The sequence below is a fragment of the Methylobacterium oryzisoli genome (assembly GCF_046557895.1).
GTDB lineage: Bacteria > Pseudomonadota > Alphaproteobacteria > Rhizobiales > Beijerinckiaceae > Methylobacterium > Methylobacterium oryzisoli.
Window position 1 is genome coordinate 28,052 of record NZ_JBKIBX010000018.1, and the last position, 15,757, is coordinate 43,808.

At 70.8% G+C, this 15,757-nt stretch carries 18 protein-coding genes and 1 tRNA gene; 10 read left to right on the top strand and 9 right to left on the bottom strand.

The window, feature by feature from the left end; all coding sequences use genetic code 11:
• Positions 1 to 63: 63 nt before the first annotated feature.
• Complete coding sequence (gene phaR / locus ACKUB9_RS18200) at positions 64 to 663, bottom strand: polyhydroxyalkanoate synthesis repressor PhaR (protein WP_407525030.1); 600 nt, start codon at positions 661 to 663, stop codon at positions 64 to 66.
• Between the two features lie 299 nt (positions 664 to 962).
• Here phaR and ACKUB9_RS18205 point away from each other — a divergent pair, with 299 nt between their 5' ends.
• The 3 genes from ACKUB9_RS18205 (at position 963) to ACKUB9_RS18215 (ending at position 3,478) form a co-directional block, all read left to right on the top strand.
• Complete coding sequence (locus tag ACKUB9_RS18205) at positions 963 to 2,144, top strand: acetyl-CoA C-acetyltransferase (protein ID WP_407525033.1); 1,182 nt, start codon at positions 963 to 965, stop codon at positions 2,142 to 2,144.
• A gap of 150 nt (positions 2,145 to 2,294) precedes the next feature.
• Positions 2,295 to 3,023, top strand: a complete 729-nt coding sequence (gene phbB, locus ACKUB9_RS18210) for an acetoacetyl-CoA reductase (RefSeq protein ID WP_407525036.1) — start codon at positions 2,295 to 2,297, stop codon at positions 3,021 to 3,023.
• Between the two features lie 200 nt (positions 3,024 to 3,223).
• Positions 3,224 to 3,478: a hypothetical protein gene (locus ACKUB9_RS18215; RefSeq protein ID WP_407525039.1), complete on the top strand. Its 255-nt coding sequence runs from the start codon at positions 3,224 to 3,226 to the stop codon at positions 3,476 to 3,478.
• Between the two features lie 50 nt (positions 3,479 to 3,528).
• Here the strand turns inward: ACKUB9_RS18215 and ACKUB9_RS18220 are convergent, their stop codons facing one another.
• From ACKUB9_RS18220 to ACKUB9_RS18240, 5 genes are all read right to left on the bottom strand, one after another.
• On the bottom strand, positions 3,529 to 4,032 hold the full coding sequence (locus ACKUB9_RS18220; protein WP_407525042.1) for a hypothetical protein: 504 nt from the start codon (positions 4,030 to 4,032) through the stop codon (positions 3,529 to 3,531).
• A gap of 16 nt (positions 4,033 to 4,048) precedes the next feature.
• Positions 4,049 to 4,777, bottom strand: coding sequence for an amino acid ABC transporter ATP-binding protein (locus ACKUB9_RS18225; RefSeq protein WP_407525274.1), 729 nt, complete (start codon positions 4,775 to 4,777; stop codon positions 4,049 to 4,051).
• A 53-nt stretch (positions 4,778 to 4,830) separates the two neighbouring features.
• Positions 4,831 to 5,523: an amino acid ABC transporter permease gene (locus tag ACKUB9_RS18230; protein WP_407525045.1), complete on the bottom strand. Its 693-nt coding sequence runs from the start codon at positions 5,521 to 5,523 to the stop codon at positions 4,831 to 4,833.
• 42 nt (positions 5,524 to 5,565) lie between these two features.
• The gene (locus ACKUB9_RS18235; protein WP_407525048.1) at positions 5,566 to 6,288 is read right to left on the bottom strand and encodes an amino acid ABC transporter permease; all 723 of its coding nucleotides are present in this window, start codon (positions 6,286 to 6,288) and stop codon (positions 5,566 to 5,568) included.
• A 177-nt stretch (positions 6,289 to 6,465) separates the two neighbouring features.
• A complete protein-coding gene (locus tag ACKUB9_RS18240) occupies positions 6,466 to 7,371 on the bottom strand; it encodes a transporter substrate-binding domain-containing protein (RefSeq protein WP_407525051.1) in 906 nt (301 codons plus the stop codon).
• 274 nt (positions 7,372 to 7,645) lie between these two features.
• Between ACKUB9_RS18240 and dgcN the strand changes: the two genes are divergently transcribed.
• Positions 7,646 to 8,668 (top strand): N-acetyltransferase DgcN, encoded by a 1,023-nt coding sequence (gene dgcN, locus ACKUB9_RS18245; RefSeq protein WP_407525054.1) that lies wholly within the window; start codon positions 7,646 to 7,648, stop codon positions 8,666 to 8,668.
• Complete coding sequence (gene dgcA / locus ACKUB9_RS18250; RefSeq protein ID WP_407525057.1) at positions 8,665 to 9,645, top strand: N-acetyl-D-Glu racemase DgcA; 981 nt, start codon at positions 8,665 to 8,667, stop codon at positions 9,643 to 9,645. The genes dgcN and dgcA overlap by 4 nt, the downstream gene beginning before the upstream one ends.
• Positions 9,646 to 9,753: 108 nt before the next feature.
• On the opposite strand, the gene ACKUB9_RS18255 is transcribed toward dgcA, so the two are convergent.
• Both ACKUB9_RS18255 and ACKUB9_RS18260 read right to left on the bottom strand, forming a co-directional pair.
• Positions 9,754 to 10,665 (bottom strand): hypothetical protein, encoded by a 912-nt coding sequence (locus ACKUB9_RS18255; protein ID WP_407525060.1) that lies wholly within the window; start codon positions 10,663 to 10,665, stop codon positions 9,754 to 9,756.
• Between the two features lie 48 nt (positions 10,666 to 10,713).
• On the bottom strand, positions 10,714 to 12,111 hold the full coding sequence (locus tag ACKUB9_RS18260; protein ID WP_407525063.1) for an ADP-ribosylglycohydrolase family protein: 1,398 nt from the start codon (positions 12,109 to 12,111) through the stop codon (positions 10,714 to 10,716).
• A gap of 99 nt (positions 12,112 to 12,210) precedes the next feature.
• Here ACKUB9_RS18260 and ACKUB9_RS18265 point away from each other — a divergent pair, with 99 nt between their 5' ends.
• Entirely contained in the window at positions 12,211 to 12,870 is a 660-nt protein-coding gene (locus ACKUB9_RS18265) for a hypothetical protein (RefSeq protein ID WP_407525066.1), read from the top strand.
• Positions 12,871 to 13,031: 161 nt separating this feature from the next.
• Here ACKUB9_RS18265 and ACKUB9_RS18270 read toward each other — a convergent pair.
• Positions 13,032 to 13,123, bottom strand: a tRNA-Ser gene (locus ACKUB9_RS18270).
• 125 nt (positions 13,124 to 13,248) lie between these two features.
• Between ACKUB9_RS18270 and ACKUB9_RS18275 the strand changes: the two genes are divergently transcribed.
• Genes ACKUB9_RS18275 through ACKUB9_RS18290 form a run of 4 tightly spaced genes read left to right on the top strand, consistent with a single transcriptional unit; the run spans position 13,249 to position 15,755 of the window.
• Entirely contained in the window at positions 13,249 to 14,148 is a 900-nt protein-coding gene (locus ACKUB9_RS18275) for a polysaccharide deacetylase family protein (RefSeq protein WP_407525068.1), read from the top strand.
• Between the two features lie 4 nt (positions 14,149 to 14,152).
• On the top strand, positions 14,153 to 14,449 hold the full coding sequence (locus tag ACKUB9_RS18280) for a hypothetical protein (protein ID WP_407525071.1): 297 nt from the start codon (positions 14,153 to 14,155) through the stop codon (positions 14,447 to 14,449).
• Positions 14,446 to 15,459: a CobW family GTP-binding protein gene (locus ACKUB9_RS18285; protein WP_407525074.1), complete on the top strand. Its 1,014-nt coding sequence runs from the start codon at positions 14,446 to 14,448 to the stop codon at positions 15,457 to 15,459. Before ACKUB9_RS18280 ends, ACKUB9_RS18285 begins: the two co-directional genes overlap by 4 nt.
• 17 nt (positions 15,460 to 15,476) lie before the next feature.
• Positions 15,477 to 15,755: a hypothetical protein gene (locus ACKUB9_RS18290; RefSeq protein WP_407525077.1), complete on the top strand. Its 279-nt coding sequence runs from the start codon at positions 15,477 to 15,479 to the stop codon at positions 15,753 to 15,755.
• The last annotated feature ends 2 nt before the right edge of the window (positions 15,756 to 15,757 follow it).

The following is a 15,757-nucleotide window of genomic DNA, read 5'->3' on the forward strand; positions in this document are numbered from 1 at the left end:
CGTGTGCCGCAAGGACTGGACCGCGAGACCTCAGCCCTGCGAAACCGCCTCCCCGCTAAAGGCCTACTTCTTGGCCAGGGCGTCGAGGCGGCTCTGCATCTCCAGCATCTGGCGTCTCAGGTCATCGAGCTCACCCTTCGAGGCGGCGGGCGCAGGCGCGGGCGGGGTCGCCTCGGCCGGCTTCTCCGGCTGGCCGGCCTGCGCGAACGGCGCGAACATCCGCATGGCCTCGCTGAAGAAAGTCATGTTGGCGCGGACCTGTTCCTCCATCGCGTGCTGGAAGGCGTTCGCCCCGAAGGTCTGGGACATCTTCTCGCGCAGGCCGTTCTGCTCGCGCGCGAGATGGTCCATCGAGTATTCTAGGTAGCTCGGCACCATCGCCCGCATGCTGTCGCCGTAGAAGCGGATCAGCTGGCGCAGGAAGGCGACGGGCAGCAGGTTCTCGGTCCCGGCCTTGTTCTCCTGCTCGAAGATGATCTGAGCCAGCACCGAGCGGGTGATGTCCTCGCCGGACTTCGCGTCGTAGACCACGAAGTCCTCGCCGGCCTGCACCATCGCGGCCAGGTCTTCGAGCGTCACGTAGGTCGACGTGCCGGTGTGGTAGAGACGCCGGTTGGCGTACTTCTTGATGACGGTGGGAGTTGACTTGCCGCTGTCCGCCATCTCGACGGGGTCTCCTCAAGGTCACCTGCCGCCGGGCTGCCGAACGGCGCCGGGGACGGTTTTTGTCGCGTAGCCTGGGTGAGACCTTAAGGCCTTCCCATGCCGGCGAAAACAGCAATCTGCACGGCGTCCACCCAAACCGTGCCTTGCAACCCAGCTCTTCGCTACCGCAGGCCAGCTTGACTTCCCTGGGGCAAGGGGCTTCATCGGCTCTTTGAGAGCCGGTCTCGCCCGGGACGCGAAGCGCGGGGCGCGTGTCCCAGGCGGAAGAGCCGGCGGCAGGTTTCGAGGAGAGGCTCATGGCTGAGAAGCAGGATATCGTCATCGTCGGCGCGGCCCGCACGCCGGTCGGGTCGTTCAACGGGGCCTTCGCCACCGTGCCGGCCCACAAGCTCGGCGCGATCGCCATCAAGGCGGCGCTGGAGCGGGCCAAGGTCTCCCCCGAGGAGGTCGACGAGGTGATCTTCGGCCAAGTGCTCGCCGCCGGCGAGGGCCAGAACCCGGCCCGCCAGGCCGCCATGGCCGCCGGCATCCCGCAGGAGAAAACCGCCTGGGGCCTCAACCAGCTCTGCGGCTCGGGGCTCCGCACCGTCGCGGTCGGCATGCAGCAGATCGCCAACGGCGACGCCGACATCATCGTGGCGGGCGGCCAGGAATCGATGTCGATGGCGCCCCACGCCCAGTACCTGCGCGGCGGCCAGAAGATGGGCGACCTCAAGCTCGTCGACACGATGCTGAAGGACGGCCTGATGGACGCCTTCAACGGCTACCACATGGGCAACACCGCCGAGAACATCGCCCAGCAGTGGCAGCTCACCCGCGAGGAGCAGGACGCCTTCGCGGCCCGCTCGCAGAACAAGGCCGAGGCGGCCAAGAAGGAGGGCCGGTTCAAGGACGAGATCGTCCCCGTCACGGTGCCCGGCCGCAAGGGCGACGTGGTGGTCGATGCCGACGAGTACATCCGCGAGGGCGCGACGGCCGAGGGCATGGCCAAGCTGAAGCCCGCCTTCTCGAAGGAGGGCACGGTCACGGCCGGCAACGCCTCGGGCATCAACGACGGCGCCGCCGCCCTGGTGCTGATGTCGGCGGCGGAAGCCGAGAAGCGCGGCCTGAAACCCCTCGCCACCATCCGCTCCTGGGCCACCGCCGGCGTCGATCCGAAGATCATGGGCACCGGCCCGATCCCGGCCTCGCGCAAGGCCCTCGAGAGGGCCGGCTGGAAGGCCTCCGACCTCGACCTGATCGAGGCCAACGAGGCCTTCGCGGCCCAGGCGCTCGCGGTGAACAAGGACCTGGGCTTCGACGATGCCAAGGTGAACGTGAACGGCGGCGCCATCGCCATCGGTCACCCGATCGGGGCGTCGGGCGCCCGCGTGCTGGTGACGCTGCTGCACGAGATGCAGCGCCGCGACGCCAAGAAGGGGCTGGCCACCCTGTGCATCGGCGGCGGCATGGGCGTCGCCATGTGCCTCGAGCGCTGAGTGCCTCGAGCGCTGAGCGGCCGGGGCCTCGCGGCGGTCCGGGCTCCCGGGCCGCCCAACCATAAAAGCCAAGACAGACCAAGCGGAGAGGCCCTTCTCGAAAGGGCCCCCCGTCTCTAGGGAAGACAACGCACCACTGAGGAGAGGCACATGGCAGAACGCGTCGCACTGGTGACAGGCGGAACGCGCGGCATCGGCGCCGCGATCTCGAAGGGCCTGAAGGCGGCCGGCTACAAGGTGGCGGCGAATTACGGCGGCAACGACGAGGCCGCCAACGCCTTCAAGGCCGAGACCGGGATCTCGGTGTTCAAGTTCGACGTCGGCGATCCGGCCGCCTGCGAGGCGGGCATCCGGGCCGCGGAGGCCGAGCTCGGCCCCGTCGACATCCTCGTCAACAACGCCGGCATCACCCGGGACGGCATGTTCCACCGGATGAGCTTCGAGCAGTGGCAGGCGGTGATCCGCACCAACCTCGACTCGATGTTCACCTGCACGCGGCCCGTGATCGATGGCATGCGGGCGCGCGGCTTCGGGCGCATCATCCTGATCTCGTCCATCAACGGCCAGAAGGGCCAGATGGGCCAGACCAACTACTCGGCCGCCAAGGCCGGCGTGATCGGCTTCGCCAAGGCGCTCGCCCAGGAGAACGCCAACAAGGGCATCACCGTGAACGTGATCGCGCCCGGCTACATCGCCACCGAGATGGTGAAGGCCGTGCCCGAGGAGGTGCTGAAGTCCAAGATCCTGCCGCAGATCCCGGTCGGCCGCCTCGGCGAGGCCGAGGAGATCGCCCGCGCGGTGGAGTTCCTGGCGGGCGAGCAGGCCGGCTTCATCACCGGCTCGACCCTGACCATCAACGGCGGCCAGTACTTCCACTGACGCCCACGGCGTTCCGCCACTCTCGCCAGGATACGGGCGAGGGTGGCGGGCGCCCCCGCCAGTCCTGCCGGCGCCCGCGAGAGACATCCGGCCCCGGCCGCAGATGCGCGCACGATCACTCGGATCCGCCGCCCCGCCTCGCCCGGAACCGGATTGGTCAACCTGACGTTGAGCGCCCGTTCTACACGGGAGCAGACACGATGCGCACGATTCTGATCGCCCTGAGTGCCGCCGCGACCCTGGCCGGGGTGTCGACCGCCGTCCTGGCCCAGGACACCACCGTGATCCGGCGCGATGGTCCGGCCGACACCGTGGTCGAGCGGGAGACCACCGGCTCCGTGGAGCGCAAGACCGTGACGCGCTCCACCGACGGGACCGGCTGCGGCTCCAAGACGGTGCACAAGGAAAATAGCCTCGGCGAGTCGAAGACCGTCCACAAGGAGGGCTGCGACTGACGCGGCCGCGGCCTCAGGCCGTGTCATGACGAGGCCCGCGCGGGCCTCGTTCACCGCCGCGGCAGCGGCATGGTGGCGGGCGGGCGCCCGGTCCAGCGGCCCGCGAGCAGCCAGTAGACGAGGCCCGCCACGCCGCCCGTGAGGAAGAGGATGGCGGTGATCCGGCCCTCGGCGGCCGCGGCCGGGCCGGCCTGCGGCGCGCCGCGCATCAGCCACGGCAGGAGGGCGGTGAGGAAGCCGGTGGCGCCGCCGTACCACGCGAGCGAGCGCCAGCGCAGCACCTCGCCGACCACCGCGTTCAGCGTCGGGGGCACGACGACGAGCAGCACCAGTGCCCGCCCGGCGGTGAGCACGGCATCGAGCATGCCGGGATCCGGCGGATAGCCGGCCGCGAGTTCGGCGAGGATCGCCTCGATCGCTGCGAGCCCGAGCGTGCCGGCGAGGTCGCGCAGGGCCGGGTCGAGGAGCGCGCCGAGGCCGAGCATGGCGGCGCCGCACGGGATGGCGACGCAGAGCGCGAAGGCGACGACGAGGAGCCGGCCGATCCACCGCATCGGGGGCCGGCCGGCCTCAGTGCGACAGGATCTTCGACAGGAAGGTCTGGGCGCGCTCGCTGCGGGGCGAGCCGAAGAACTCTTCCTTCTTGGCGTCCTCGACGATCTCGCCGCGGTCCATGAAGATCACGCGGTTGGCGACCTTGCGGGCGAAGCCCATCTCGTGGGTCACCACCATCATGGTCATGCCCTCGCGGGCCAGTTGCACCATCACGTCGAGCACCTCGCCCACCATCTCGGGGTCGAGGGCCGAGGTCGGCTCGTCGAACAGCATCACCACCGGGTTCATGGCGAGCGCCCGGGCGATCGCCACGCGCTGCTGCTGCCCGCCCGAGAGCTGGCCCGGAAACTTGTGGGCGTGCGCTTCGAGCCCCACGCGCTTGAGGAGGGCCGTGCCCTTCTGCTGCGCCTCGTCCCGGCTGCGGCCGAGCACCTTGCGCTGGGCCAGCGTGAGGTTGTCGGTGATCGACAGGTGCGGAAACAGCTCGAAGTGCTGGAAGACCATGCCGACCCGCGAGCGGAGCTTCGGCAGGTTCGTCTTCTTGTCGGCGATCTTCGTCCCGTCGACGGTGATCTGGCCCTTCTGGAAGGGTTCGAGCGCGTTGACGCACTTGATCAAGGTCGACTTGCCGGAGCCCGAGGGGCCGCAGACCACCACCACGTCCCCCTTGGCGACGTTGGTGGTGCAGTCCGTCAGCACTTGGAAATCGCCGTACCACTTGCTGATGTGATCGATGTCGATCATGGGGCCGGCGGCTTGCGGCATCGCGGATGCAGTCATGGCGGCGTCTCTGAGCGTCAGCGGATGATGGCGATGCGGCGCTGCAGGCGGCGCACGAGCATCGAGGCGAGGAGGCAGATCACGAAGTAGACGAGGGCCGCGAACAGGTACATCTCGACGAGGCGGCCGTCGCGCTGCGCCACCTTGGAGGCGGCGCCGAGGAAGTCGGTGATCGACAGGACGTAGACCAGCGAGGTGTCCTGGAACAGCACGATGGTCTGGGTCAGCAGGACGGGCAGCATGTTGCGGAAGGCCTGGGGCAGGACGACGTTGCCCATCGTCTGCCAGTACGTCAGCCCGAGCGCCGAGGCCGCCGCGGTCTGCCCCTTGGGGATCGACTGGATGCCCGCCCGCATGATCTCCGAGAAGTAGGCCGCCTCGAACAGCGTGAAGGTGATGAGGCTCGACGTGAAGGCGCCGACCTGGATCGGCCGCTCCGCTCCGGTGAGCCACTGCCCGATATACGGCACGAGGAAGTAGAACCAGAAGATGACCAGCACGAGCGGCAGCGCGCGCATGAAGTTGACGTAGGCCTTGGCCACCTGCGGCAGCACCGGGAGCCCGGAAAGCCGCATCATCGCGATCAGCGTGCCGAGGATCACGCCGCCGACCGCGGCGAGCGCCGTCAGCGTCAGCGTGAAGGTCATCCCGTCGAGAAACAGGTAGCGCCACGAGTTCAGGATGACGCTGAAGTCGAAATTCGCGAGCATGTGGCGTCAACCGCGGGCGGGAGGGAGGGAGAGCGGCATCGGTCAGCGGCCACCCGGCACCGCGACGCGGCGCTCGAGGTAGCCCGCCGCCGTCACCACCACGAGGTTGATGATGATGTACAGCACGGTCGCGGCGGTGAACGCCTCGAAGACTTGGAAGGAGAATTCCTGCATCGAGCGGGCGCGGGCGGTGAGTTCGAGCAGCCCGATGGTCAGCGCCACCGACGTGTTCTTGAGGTTGTTCAGGAACTCGGAGGTGAGCGGCGGCAGGATGATGCGGTAGGCGTTGGGCAGCAGCACGTAGCGGTAGGTCTGGGCGGTGGTGAGCCCGAGCGCCGTGCCGGCCATGCGCTGGCCCCGCGGCAGGGCCTGGATGCCGGCGCGCACCTGCTCGGCCACGCGCGAGGCGGTGAAGAAGCCCAGGCACACCACCGCCGTGTAGAAGGGCGCGTTCGGCAGCTGCTTCAGCCAGTCGCCCCAGCTCTGCGGCAGCAGTTCCGGCAGCACGAAGTACCAGAGGAACATCTGCACGAGCAGCGGGATGTTGCGAAAGAGTTCGACGTAGGCGTTGCCGACGGTCTGCGCGGCGCGGCTCGGCAGGGTGCGCATCACGCCGATGAGCGAGCCGATCGCGAAGGCGATCACCCAGGCGCAGAGCGCCGTGACGATCGTCCAGACGAGACCGGAGAGGAGCATGTCCGCGTAGGTGCCGGTGCCCTCCGGCGACAGGTCGAAGAAGATGCCCCAATTCCAGTTGTAGTTCATGTCGCGCCCCGCCGGCAGGCTCCGGAGAGCCGGCGCCGCCTCCCTGACCCTAAGCCATTCTCGGCCGCGCTCGGGCCGGAATCAACGATATCCACCGCGGAAGACGCCGCGGGGCGGCGGGCGCTCGGCGCCCGCCCGAAAAAAAGCCCTCCGCACGGGGTGCGGAGGGCGGCACGTTCAGTACATCGCCGGGTCGGGGCTGTCGCTCGGGCTGGCGAAGGCCTTCTTGAGCGCCTCGTCCATCGGCAGGTTGAGGTTGATGTTGCGCGGCGGGATCGGCTTGGTGAACCACTTGTCGTAGGTCGTCTTGCCCTCGGGGCTGCGGTAGAACGCGGCCGTGGCGTCGTCGACGACCTTCTTGAACGGCGCGTCGTCCTTGCGCAGCATGATGCCGTAGGGCTCGGGCTTCGAGATCGTGTCCTTGGAGATGAGGTAGGCGTCGGGATCCTTGGAGCCGGCGGCCAGCGAGGCCAGCAGCACGTCGTCCATCACGAAGGCGACCGCGCGCCCGGTCTCGACCATCAGGAACGCCTCGGCGTGGTCCTTGGCCGGCAGGATGGTGAGGCCGAGCTTGTTGGCCGTGTTGTACTCGTTGATCTGGCGGATGTTGGTGGTGCCGGAGGTCGACACCACGGTCTTGCCCTTCAGATCCTCGAACTTCCCGACGTTGCTGGCCTTCTTGGCGACGAAGCGGGTGGCGGTCAGGAAGTGGGTGTTGGTGAAGGCGACCTGCTTCTGGCGGTCGGCGTTGTTGGTGGTCGAGCCGCATTCGAGGTCGACGGTGCCGTTGGCGATCAGCGGGATGCGCGTGGCCGAGGTCACCGGGTTGAGCTTGGTCTCGAGCTTGTCGAGCTTCAGATGCGCTTTGACCCCATCCACCACCTTGTTGCAGATGTCCATCGCGTATCCGACCGGCTTCTGATCGCCGTCGAGGTAGGAGAACGGCACCGACGAGTCGCGGTATCCCAGGGTGATCGCGCCGGTATCCTTGATCTTCTTGAGGGTTCCGGTCAGGTCCTGGGCCGAGGCCGGGACGGCGGCGAGGCCCGCGATCAGGACCGGTACGAGGCGTCTCAAGCGCATTTCTGTTCTCCTTTTGGGCAAGGCCTTACGTCCGCTATCCCGGGCCGTGGCGTCAAGGTGCTGCCGTGCGTTGCCGGGGGAGCGGCGCCCCGGGATGCGCCGTCCGGCCGAGATTTCCATCCGCGCTCGCCTCTCCGCGCTCGCCCCTCCGCTCTTGGCAAGAGCCGGGCCAGCGAACGGCGGCGGTTGCGCGGCCGCGAGGGCCGGGCGAAGGTGGCCGAGCCCCCGCGCCGGCACGCTGCCGGCCCCGAACGCCCCCCGCGGAGCGGAACGCATGCAGATCGCCACCCCCTACCTGATGTTCCTCGGCGACGTGCCGGACCGCCTCGCGGCCAAGACCGCCTACGGCATCGTCGACTGGCGGCCGGACTGGTGCGTGGGGCAGGTGCGGCTGCCCGGCTGCGCGGCCGATCTCGGCCTGCCCGACCTCACCATCGCGCAGGGGGTCGAGAAGGGCGCCCGGACGCTGATCGTCGGCGTCGTCAACGCGGGCGGGGTGCTGCCCGACCACTGGATCGCCACCATCGTCGCGGCGATCGAGGCGGGGCTCGACGTGGCGAGCGGCCTGCACACCCGCCTCGGCGCGGTTCCCGCCATCGCGGAGGCCGCCGGCCGCACCGGCCGCCAGCTCCACGACGTGCGCCACTCCGACCAGCGCTTCGACACCGGCAAGGGCACCAAGCGGCCGGGGCGGCGCCTGCTGACCGTCGGCACCGACTGTTCGGTGGGCAAGAAGTACACGGTGCTGGCCCTGGAGACCGGGATGCGCGCGCACGGCTTCGACGCCGATTTCCGCGCCACCGGCCAGACCGGCGTGTTCATCTCCGGCCGCGGCGTGGCCATCGACGCGGTGGTGGCGGACTTCATCTCGGGCGCGGTGGAGTGGATCTCGCCCGCGGCGGCGCCCGAGCACTGGGACCTGATCGAGGGCCAGGGCTCGCTGTTCCATCCCTCCTTCGCGGGCGTCAGCCTCGGCCTCCTGCACGGGGCGCAGCCCGACGCCTTCGTGATCTGCCACGAGCCCACCCGCACGACGATGCGCGGCGTGCAGCACCCGCTGCCCTCGATCCAGGAGGTCATCGACCTCACGGTGCGCTGCGGGCGCCTGACCAATCCGGAGATCCGCCCGGTGGGCATCGCGGTGAACACGCAGGCGCTCGCCGAGGACGAGGCGCGGGCGCTCCTCGCGCGCCTCGCCGCCGAGCACGACCTGCCGGCGACCGATCCGGTCCGCTTCGGCGTGGAGGCGATCGTGGAGCGGCTCGCCGCGCTCTATCCGGCCGGGGTGAGCCGGTGATCCGCCTCGACGTCGCGGTGGAGCACTGGCCGATCGCCGGCCGCTTCACCATCGCCCGCGGCAGCCGCACGGAGGCGGTCGTGGTCGTCGCCCGCGTCACCGACGGCACCGTGACCGGCCGGGGCGAGTGCGTGCCCTACGCCCGCTACGGCGAGACCGTGGAGGGAGTGCGCGACCTCATCGCCGCGCAGGGCGAGGCGGTGGCGGCCGGCGCCACCCACCAGGATCTCCTGGCCCGCATGACAGCGGGGGCGGCCCGCAACGCCCTCGACTGCGCGCTGTGGGACTTCGAGGCGAAAAGCCGGGGCGTGCGGGCGCACGACCTCGCGGGGCTGCCCGCGCCGGCGCCTGCCACCACCGCCTACACGCTGAGCCTCGGCACGCCCGAGGAGATGGAGGCCGCCGCGCGCGCCGCCGCCCACCGCCCCCTCCTCAAGGTGAAGCTCGGGGGCGCGGGCGATCCGGCCCGCATCGCCGCCGTGCACCGCGGCGCGCCGGAATCCCGCCTCATCGTCGATGCCAACGAGGCGTGGCGGCCCGACACGCTGGAGGCCAACCTCGCGGCCTGCGCGGCGGCGGGGGTCGGCCTCATCGAGCAGCCGCTCCCGGCCGGCGACGACGCAGCCCTCGAAGACATCGCCCGCACCATCCCGCTCTGCGCCGACGAGAGCCTGCACGACCGCGCCGGGCTCGATGTTCTGGCCGGGCGCTACGACGCGATCAACATCAAGCTCGACAAGGCGGGGGGCCTGACCGAGGCGCTGCTGCTCGCCCGGGCCGCGCGGGAGCGGGGCCTGTCGATCATGGTCGGCTGCATGGTCGGCACCTCGCTCGCGATGGCGCCCGCGATGCTGATCGCGGGTTTCGCGGATTTCATCGATCTCGACGGGCCGCTGCTCCTGGCGCGCGACCGCGACCCCGGCCTGCGCTTCGAGGGCAGCATCATCCATCCGCCCGAACCGGCCCTGTGGGGGTGAGGCGAGGCGGGCGAGCCGTTCGCGGGCCGGAGCGCGGGAGCCGGCGGGGCCCTGAGCCGATCGGACGGCTCAGGCGTATGGGTTGGGTGACCGTGACGCGCAGCGGCGTCAGATCCGGATCTGCTTCGGATCACCGATGAGCTTCACCCGAGCAATGTTCTGCTGAAGCTTGCTGCGGTGGCCGACCCAGCGCGCCTCGTCGCGCTGTCCTTTGTCGAAGCCGAAGACGATGAGCCCGACCGCGGGCTCGTCGTGAAGGCGAAGCGTGGCCGTGTTCCTTCCAACGGCTTCGATCGCCGGCGACAGAGGGCGGGTCCACCCCATGTCCCGGAAGGCCACGAGGTTGGCGGCGACCCGCGCATAGCTCGCCTCGACGGCCTCGCGATGCTGGGCCAGGATGGACCGGTATAGGCCGACTTGGCCGCACACCGTCGCGGGCTTCTCCTCGGTCAGCGTGCGCAAATCGCCGTTGTCGTAGGTCTTCGCCTCCCAGAAGACGAGGCGAGCATCAGAACCGTCACTTTCGACCGCAGCAAGGTCCACGCGCGGCGCCGTCGTCTCCGTCTCCTCGATGACGTATTTGCCGGGAAAGGCGATCTCGACGTCGATGACACCGGCATTGCGCACTGCGATCTCATGGCAGCCGGACTTCTCCGCATCGGCGAACCGCCCCGCAGCCGCCTTCAGCTTCTTGAGCGTCTCCTTGTCCTCGTAGCGATCGAGGAAGCCCTTCTGCGTGAGGGCGGCGATGTCGAAGAGCCCATCCGCGTTGAGCGGCACTTGCCCTTCCAGGGCGGGGTTGAGCAGGAACTTCTCGTGAGTGGTGACGCGAATGGCGCCGTGGACGAGGGACGCCCGGAAGAGGGACTGCCCCTTCCAGTAGACGTTGAGGGAGCGGCCCCGGGTGGCGATCACGAGGGTCGGGTCGGCGAGGACGTCCCGCCACCAGCCGCCACGGGCGACCTCCTTTCGGAGGGCCTCAAGGAAGTCCTGTGAGAGGGCGTGGTCGAAGGGGGCCATGTGTCGTCCTTGGTGGGTTCCAGTCCGATGACGGGAGGTAGGGCGCCTTCAGGCGGCGGGCCGGTCCGAGCCGGCGTCGAACAGGGCGCCGGCCACCCGCTCGATGCGCTCGCCCCAAGCCAGCCGGCGGCGCCACGCGTCGGGAATGCCCTCGGCGCCGTAGAGGCCCCCCGCGATCTGCCCCGCGACCGCCGCGGTCGTGTCGGCATCCTCACCGAGGTTCGCGGCGAGCAGCACGGCGTCCCGGACGGTCGAGGTGCGTGAGACCGCCCACAGGGCCGCGTGGAGCGAGGCCACGACGTAGCCGGTCCCGCGGACCTCGTGCCGGACCTGTCCGACCCGGAAGCCGCGCACCCGTCCGGCGGCCTCCGACGCGACGAGGTCCGGCAGGGTGGTGCCCCGGATGGAAGCGGCGAGCAGGTCGGCGAGGATCTCGCAGGACGCGATGACCTCCGGCGCGGCATGGGTGGTGCGGGACTGGTCGCGGGCGATCCGCAGCATCGCAGCGGGATCCCGCCAGTGCCGCAGCGCGACGGGGGCGAGCCGCATGATCGAGCCGTTGCCGGCCGTGCGCGGATCGTCCGAGCCGGCGAAGGGCTCGCCGGTCCGTTCGAACCGGTGCAGAGCCGTCGCCGTGGTGGCGCCGATGTCGAAGCACCTGCCGGTGCAGGAGTAGGTGCCCTGCCGGTGCCAGGAGACGAACCGGCGCATCAGGTCGCCGGGGTCGAGGTCGGGATGGGCGGTCAGGCTGTCGCACAGGGCGAGCGCCATGGCGGTGTCGTCGGTCCATTGTCCGGCCTCCAGCCCGAACGGTCCGCCACCGACCATGTCGGAAAGCACGGCGCGGGCCGGCTTGGCCGAGAATTCGAGGGTAGTGCCGACCGCGTCGCCCACGGCCAAGCCAAGCAGGGCGCCGACCGCGCGGTCGCGGGCGCCGGTCCCGTCGGGCGGCCCGGAGGTCGGGCGGCGGCCCTCACGGACCCACGCCTGCCAGGCGCCGGTCTCAAGGACCCGCGGATCACCGACGCGGGAGACGGCCGCGATCGCCGCCTCGGGATCCGTTCCCATCTCCACCAGCACCCGGGCGGCGACCATGCCGGCTTGGCCGTGGATCAGCACCCGATTGCCGGCGCCGATCACGGACCGCAGGCGGGCGGAGTGTCGGGGCCAGGCCGCCTCGAAGGCGGCGTCCGGCCCGGCCGCGTCGCCGAGGGGCAGAGGGTGCCATTCCATGAAGCGGGTCCGCACCGCCTCGCCGATCCCGGAGATGCGGTCACGGGCGAGTGCGTCGGTCTCCGTCACGGTGACCACGGCCACGGCGCCCCAATCCGCCACGGCATCGAAGGCGAGGCCCTCGGCCTGCGGCGGGCCGTCCGCGAGGGCGACCCCGATCAGGCCGCCATGGTTGCCAGCGGGCAGTTCGGCGATGCGAAGGGCGTTCGTCATGGCGCGGTCCTGTTCGGCTGATGGCGGGGTCACGCTAACCTCGGGCCGCCGGCGGGAGGAGCCGCGTCGGAATTTTCCGGAATCGCGTTGGGGTACGGGATGGCTGTGTTCGTCGGGTTCTACTGGACGCTCCCGGTGCGGTGGGCAGGGTTCCTCGTCCTGCCAGAGGAGGCGGCCCGTGCCGCGGAGGCGAGCCGCACGATCGCCTATCAGCGCACCCTGGTGAGACGATACGTCGAAGGAGAGAGAGGCACCCTGGCCGGCGAAGTGGTGGCCCTGGAGGTCAGCCCGGACCGGGGAACCACGGCCATCGAGGCGGACGTCGGTCGAGCCGGCCGCCTCTGCCGCGAGACCGGGGCGATGCTGCTGCACGTGGACTTCCGGAAGAACGGCGGCTGGCGACCGCATCCCATCCTCTCGGAGGCGCTCGCCGCGCTCGCAGGGGCCGGCGTGCCCGTGCTGGGATTGCCGGCCGACGAGATCATCCTCGACGGACGATTCTTCGATCCCGCGGAGCACTTCTCGCTGTGGCGGGTCCGGGACGCGCAGGCCCGCGCGCGCCGGCAAGGCGACATCCCGGCCGCGCTGGCGGCAGCCCTCGCCGAGGTGCCGGAGGGACGAGGACGCTGGAAGGCCGTCGCGCTTCTCCTGAACGCGCGCGAGGTCCCGACCTTCGGAGGCGGGGCGATCTGGACGCCCGACAACGTCCGCAAGGCGGCCCAGCTTCTGGCAGCCTCCGCCGTGAGTTCGCGGCCCTGAGGGCACCGCCCATAGGGCTCGGCGGGGTCGCGTCAGGCCGCGTGCGGCACGAACCTCGTCCTCGGCGCCCGATCGTCACCGGGGCGGGAGCATGCCGGGGCGTGATCGATCTCGGACGCGCGCCAACCCGTCGTGAAACGAAACGTTCGTCGGCGGCCAGATGGCGGAGACGGAGGGATTCGAACCCTCGAAGCCCCTTTCGAGGCTTGCTCATTTAGCAAACGAGTGCCTTCAGCCGCTCGGCCACGTCTCCGGGTCGGTCCGCTCTAGGGACTCGGCGGGTTTCGGTCAACCCGGATTTGCCGCGGCGGCCCGGGTTGACCGCGCCGGCAGCCGGGGCGCCAATGGCGGGTGAGACCCGAGGCGGGAGGTGCGCGCATGCCCAAAGAGATCTTCGTGTCCTACGGGGTGGACGTCGACGCGGTGGCGGGCTGGCTCGGCTCCTACGGCGGCGAGGACAGCCCGTGCGACATCTCGCGGGGCGTCTTCGCGGGCCGGGTCGGCAGCCCGCGCCTGCTGCGGATGTTCGAGCGCTGGGGCATCGAGACCACGTGGTTCATGCCCGGCCACTCCATCGAGACCTTTCCCGATGAGATGAAGGCGGTGGCCGCCGCCGGTCACGAGATCGGCATGCACGGCTACAGCCACGAGAATCCGATCGCCATGACGCCCGAGCAGGAGGAGGCGATCTTCGACCGCTGCGTCGACCTCATCGCCACCCTCGCCGGCAAGCCGCCCCGGGGCTACGTGGCCCCCTGGTGGGAGTTCGGCCCGAAGACCAACGAACTGCTGCAGGCCAAGGGCATCCGCTACGACCACTCGCTGATGCACAACGACCACCATCCCTACTACGTCCGCGTCGGCGAGGCCTGGACCAAGATCGACTACGCCCAGCACCCCTCGGCCTGGATGACGCCGTTCCAGCACGGCACCGAGACCCGCCTCATCGAGATCCCGGCCTCGTGGACCCTGGACGACCTGCCGCCGATGATGTTCATCAAGGCCGCCCCCAACAGCCACGGCTTCGTCAACCCGCGCGACATCGAGCAGATGTGGCGCGACCAGTTCGACTGGGTCTACGAGACCTACGACTACGCGGTCTTTCCGCTCACCATCCATCCGGACGTCTCGGGCAAGCCGCACGTGCTGCAGATGCACGAGCGCCTGTTTCGCCACTTCAAGGCGCATGATGGGGTGAAGTTCGTCACCATGGAGACGATCGCCGCGGATTTCGCCCGCCGCTTCCCCTTCGAGGGCACGGCCCGGCCGGAATCGTGACCGCATGTGCGGCCTGTGCGGCGCGCTCGGCGCCGGTCCCCACTGGAGCGACCCGATGGGCGGGCGCACGCCCCAGGCCGAGCGGCAGGCGCGGGCCGCCGCCGCCAACCGGGTGCTCGGCCTCTACGGGCTGCGCCTCGCGCCCTGGGCGGACCGCTTCACCCTCACCGGCCGCACCGGGCGCGCGGCGGTGGTCGCGCATCTCGGCGCCCTGTGGCCGGAGGCGGAGCGGCTGGCCGGCCGGCCCTGCGATCCCCTCGACCCGGCGGTGATCGCGCGCCTCGAAGGCGGCGCCGGGTGAGCGGGGCGACCCCCGTCACGCTGCTGACGGGCTTCCTCGGCGCGGGCAAGACCACGCTGCTCGCCCGGCTGCTCGCCCGGCCGGACCTGCGCGACACCGCCGTGCTCATCAACGAGTTCGGCGCGGTCGGGCTCGACCACCTCCTCGTCGAGGCGGTGGAGGGCGAGGTCGTCCTGATGCGGGGCGGCTGCGTCTGCTGCAGCATCCGGGGCGACCTGAAGGCGGCGCTGCTCGGCCTTCACGACCGCAGGCGGCGGGGGCTGGTGCCGGCTTTCCGGCGGGTGGTGATCGAGACCACGGGGCTGGCCGATCCGGGGCCGGCGCTTGCCACCCTGGTCGCCGATCCGGTGCTGCGCCACGCCTTCGCGCCCGCCGGCACCGTCACGGTGGTGGATGCGGTGAACGGCGCGGCGACGCTCGACACCTGCGACGAGGCGGTGCGGCAGGTGGCGGCGGCGGACCGGATCGTCCTCACCAAGACCGACCTCGCGGCGCCCGAGACGGTGGCGGGCGTGGCGGCGCGGCTCGCCCGCCTCAACCCCGTGGCGCCCGTCCGGCGGCTCGCCCTTGGCACGGATCCGGAGGCGGCCCTGATCCTCGACCCGGCGGCGATCCTGCCCGGGCGGTTCCGGGCCGAGGCGGAGCCCGTGCCGCATGCCGGAATCACCGCCGTGCTCTTGGAGAGCGGGCCGGTCGACTGGGTCCGGTTCGGCCTCTGGCTCTCGATGCTGCTCCACCGGCACGGGGCGCGCATCCTGCGGCTCAAGGGCCTCGTCGCCGTGGAGGGCGTGGCGACGCCGGTGGTGATCCAGGGCGTGCAGCACCTGATCCACCCGCCGCTGCACCTCGCCGCATGGCCGGACGGGCGGCCGGGCACCCGCCTCGTGGCGATCGTCCGCGACCTCGACACGGCCCTGCTGCGCCGCTCCTTCGCGGCCTTCACGGGCCGGCCGGCCGGGCTTCCGGAAGGCGTCGTTAACGAAACCTGTCTAGATCCCTCGGGATCGTGACAGCGGAGGGACGTGCGGTGAACGCCTGGGTGCCGAAGGAACTCGCCACGAAGCTCAGCGCGCTGCCGCGCCGGCCCTGCGCGCTCCACGCGGCCGGCCACGAGCCGCACCACCCTGTCTTCGCCGAGATCCTCGACCGCTCCGGCCATGGCACCGGCCACTTCGTCCGCCTGCCGCAGAGCCTCGTCGAGATGATCGTGCGCGAGGCCAGGACCGGGGGCGATCCCTCCCCTCCCCCACCCGCCGAGACGGCGCCGGCGGAGAAGAAGCCCCGGTCCCGGCGCAAGGCGGCGTGAGC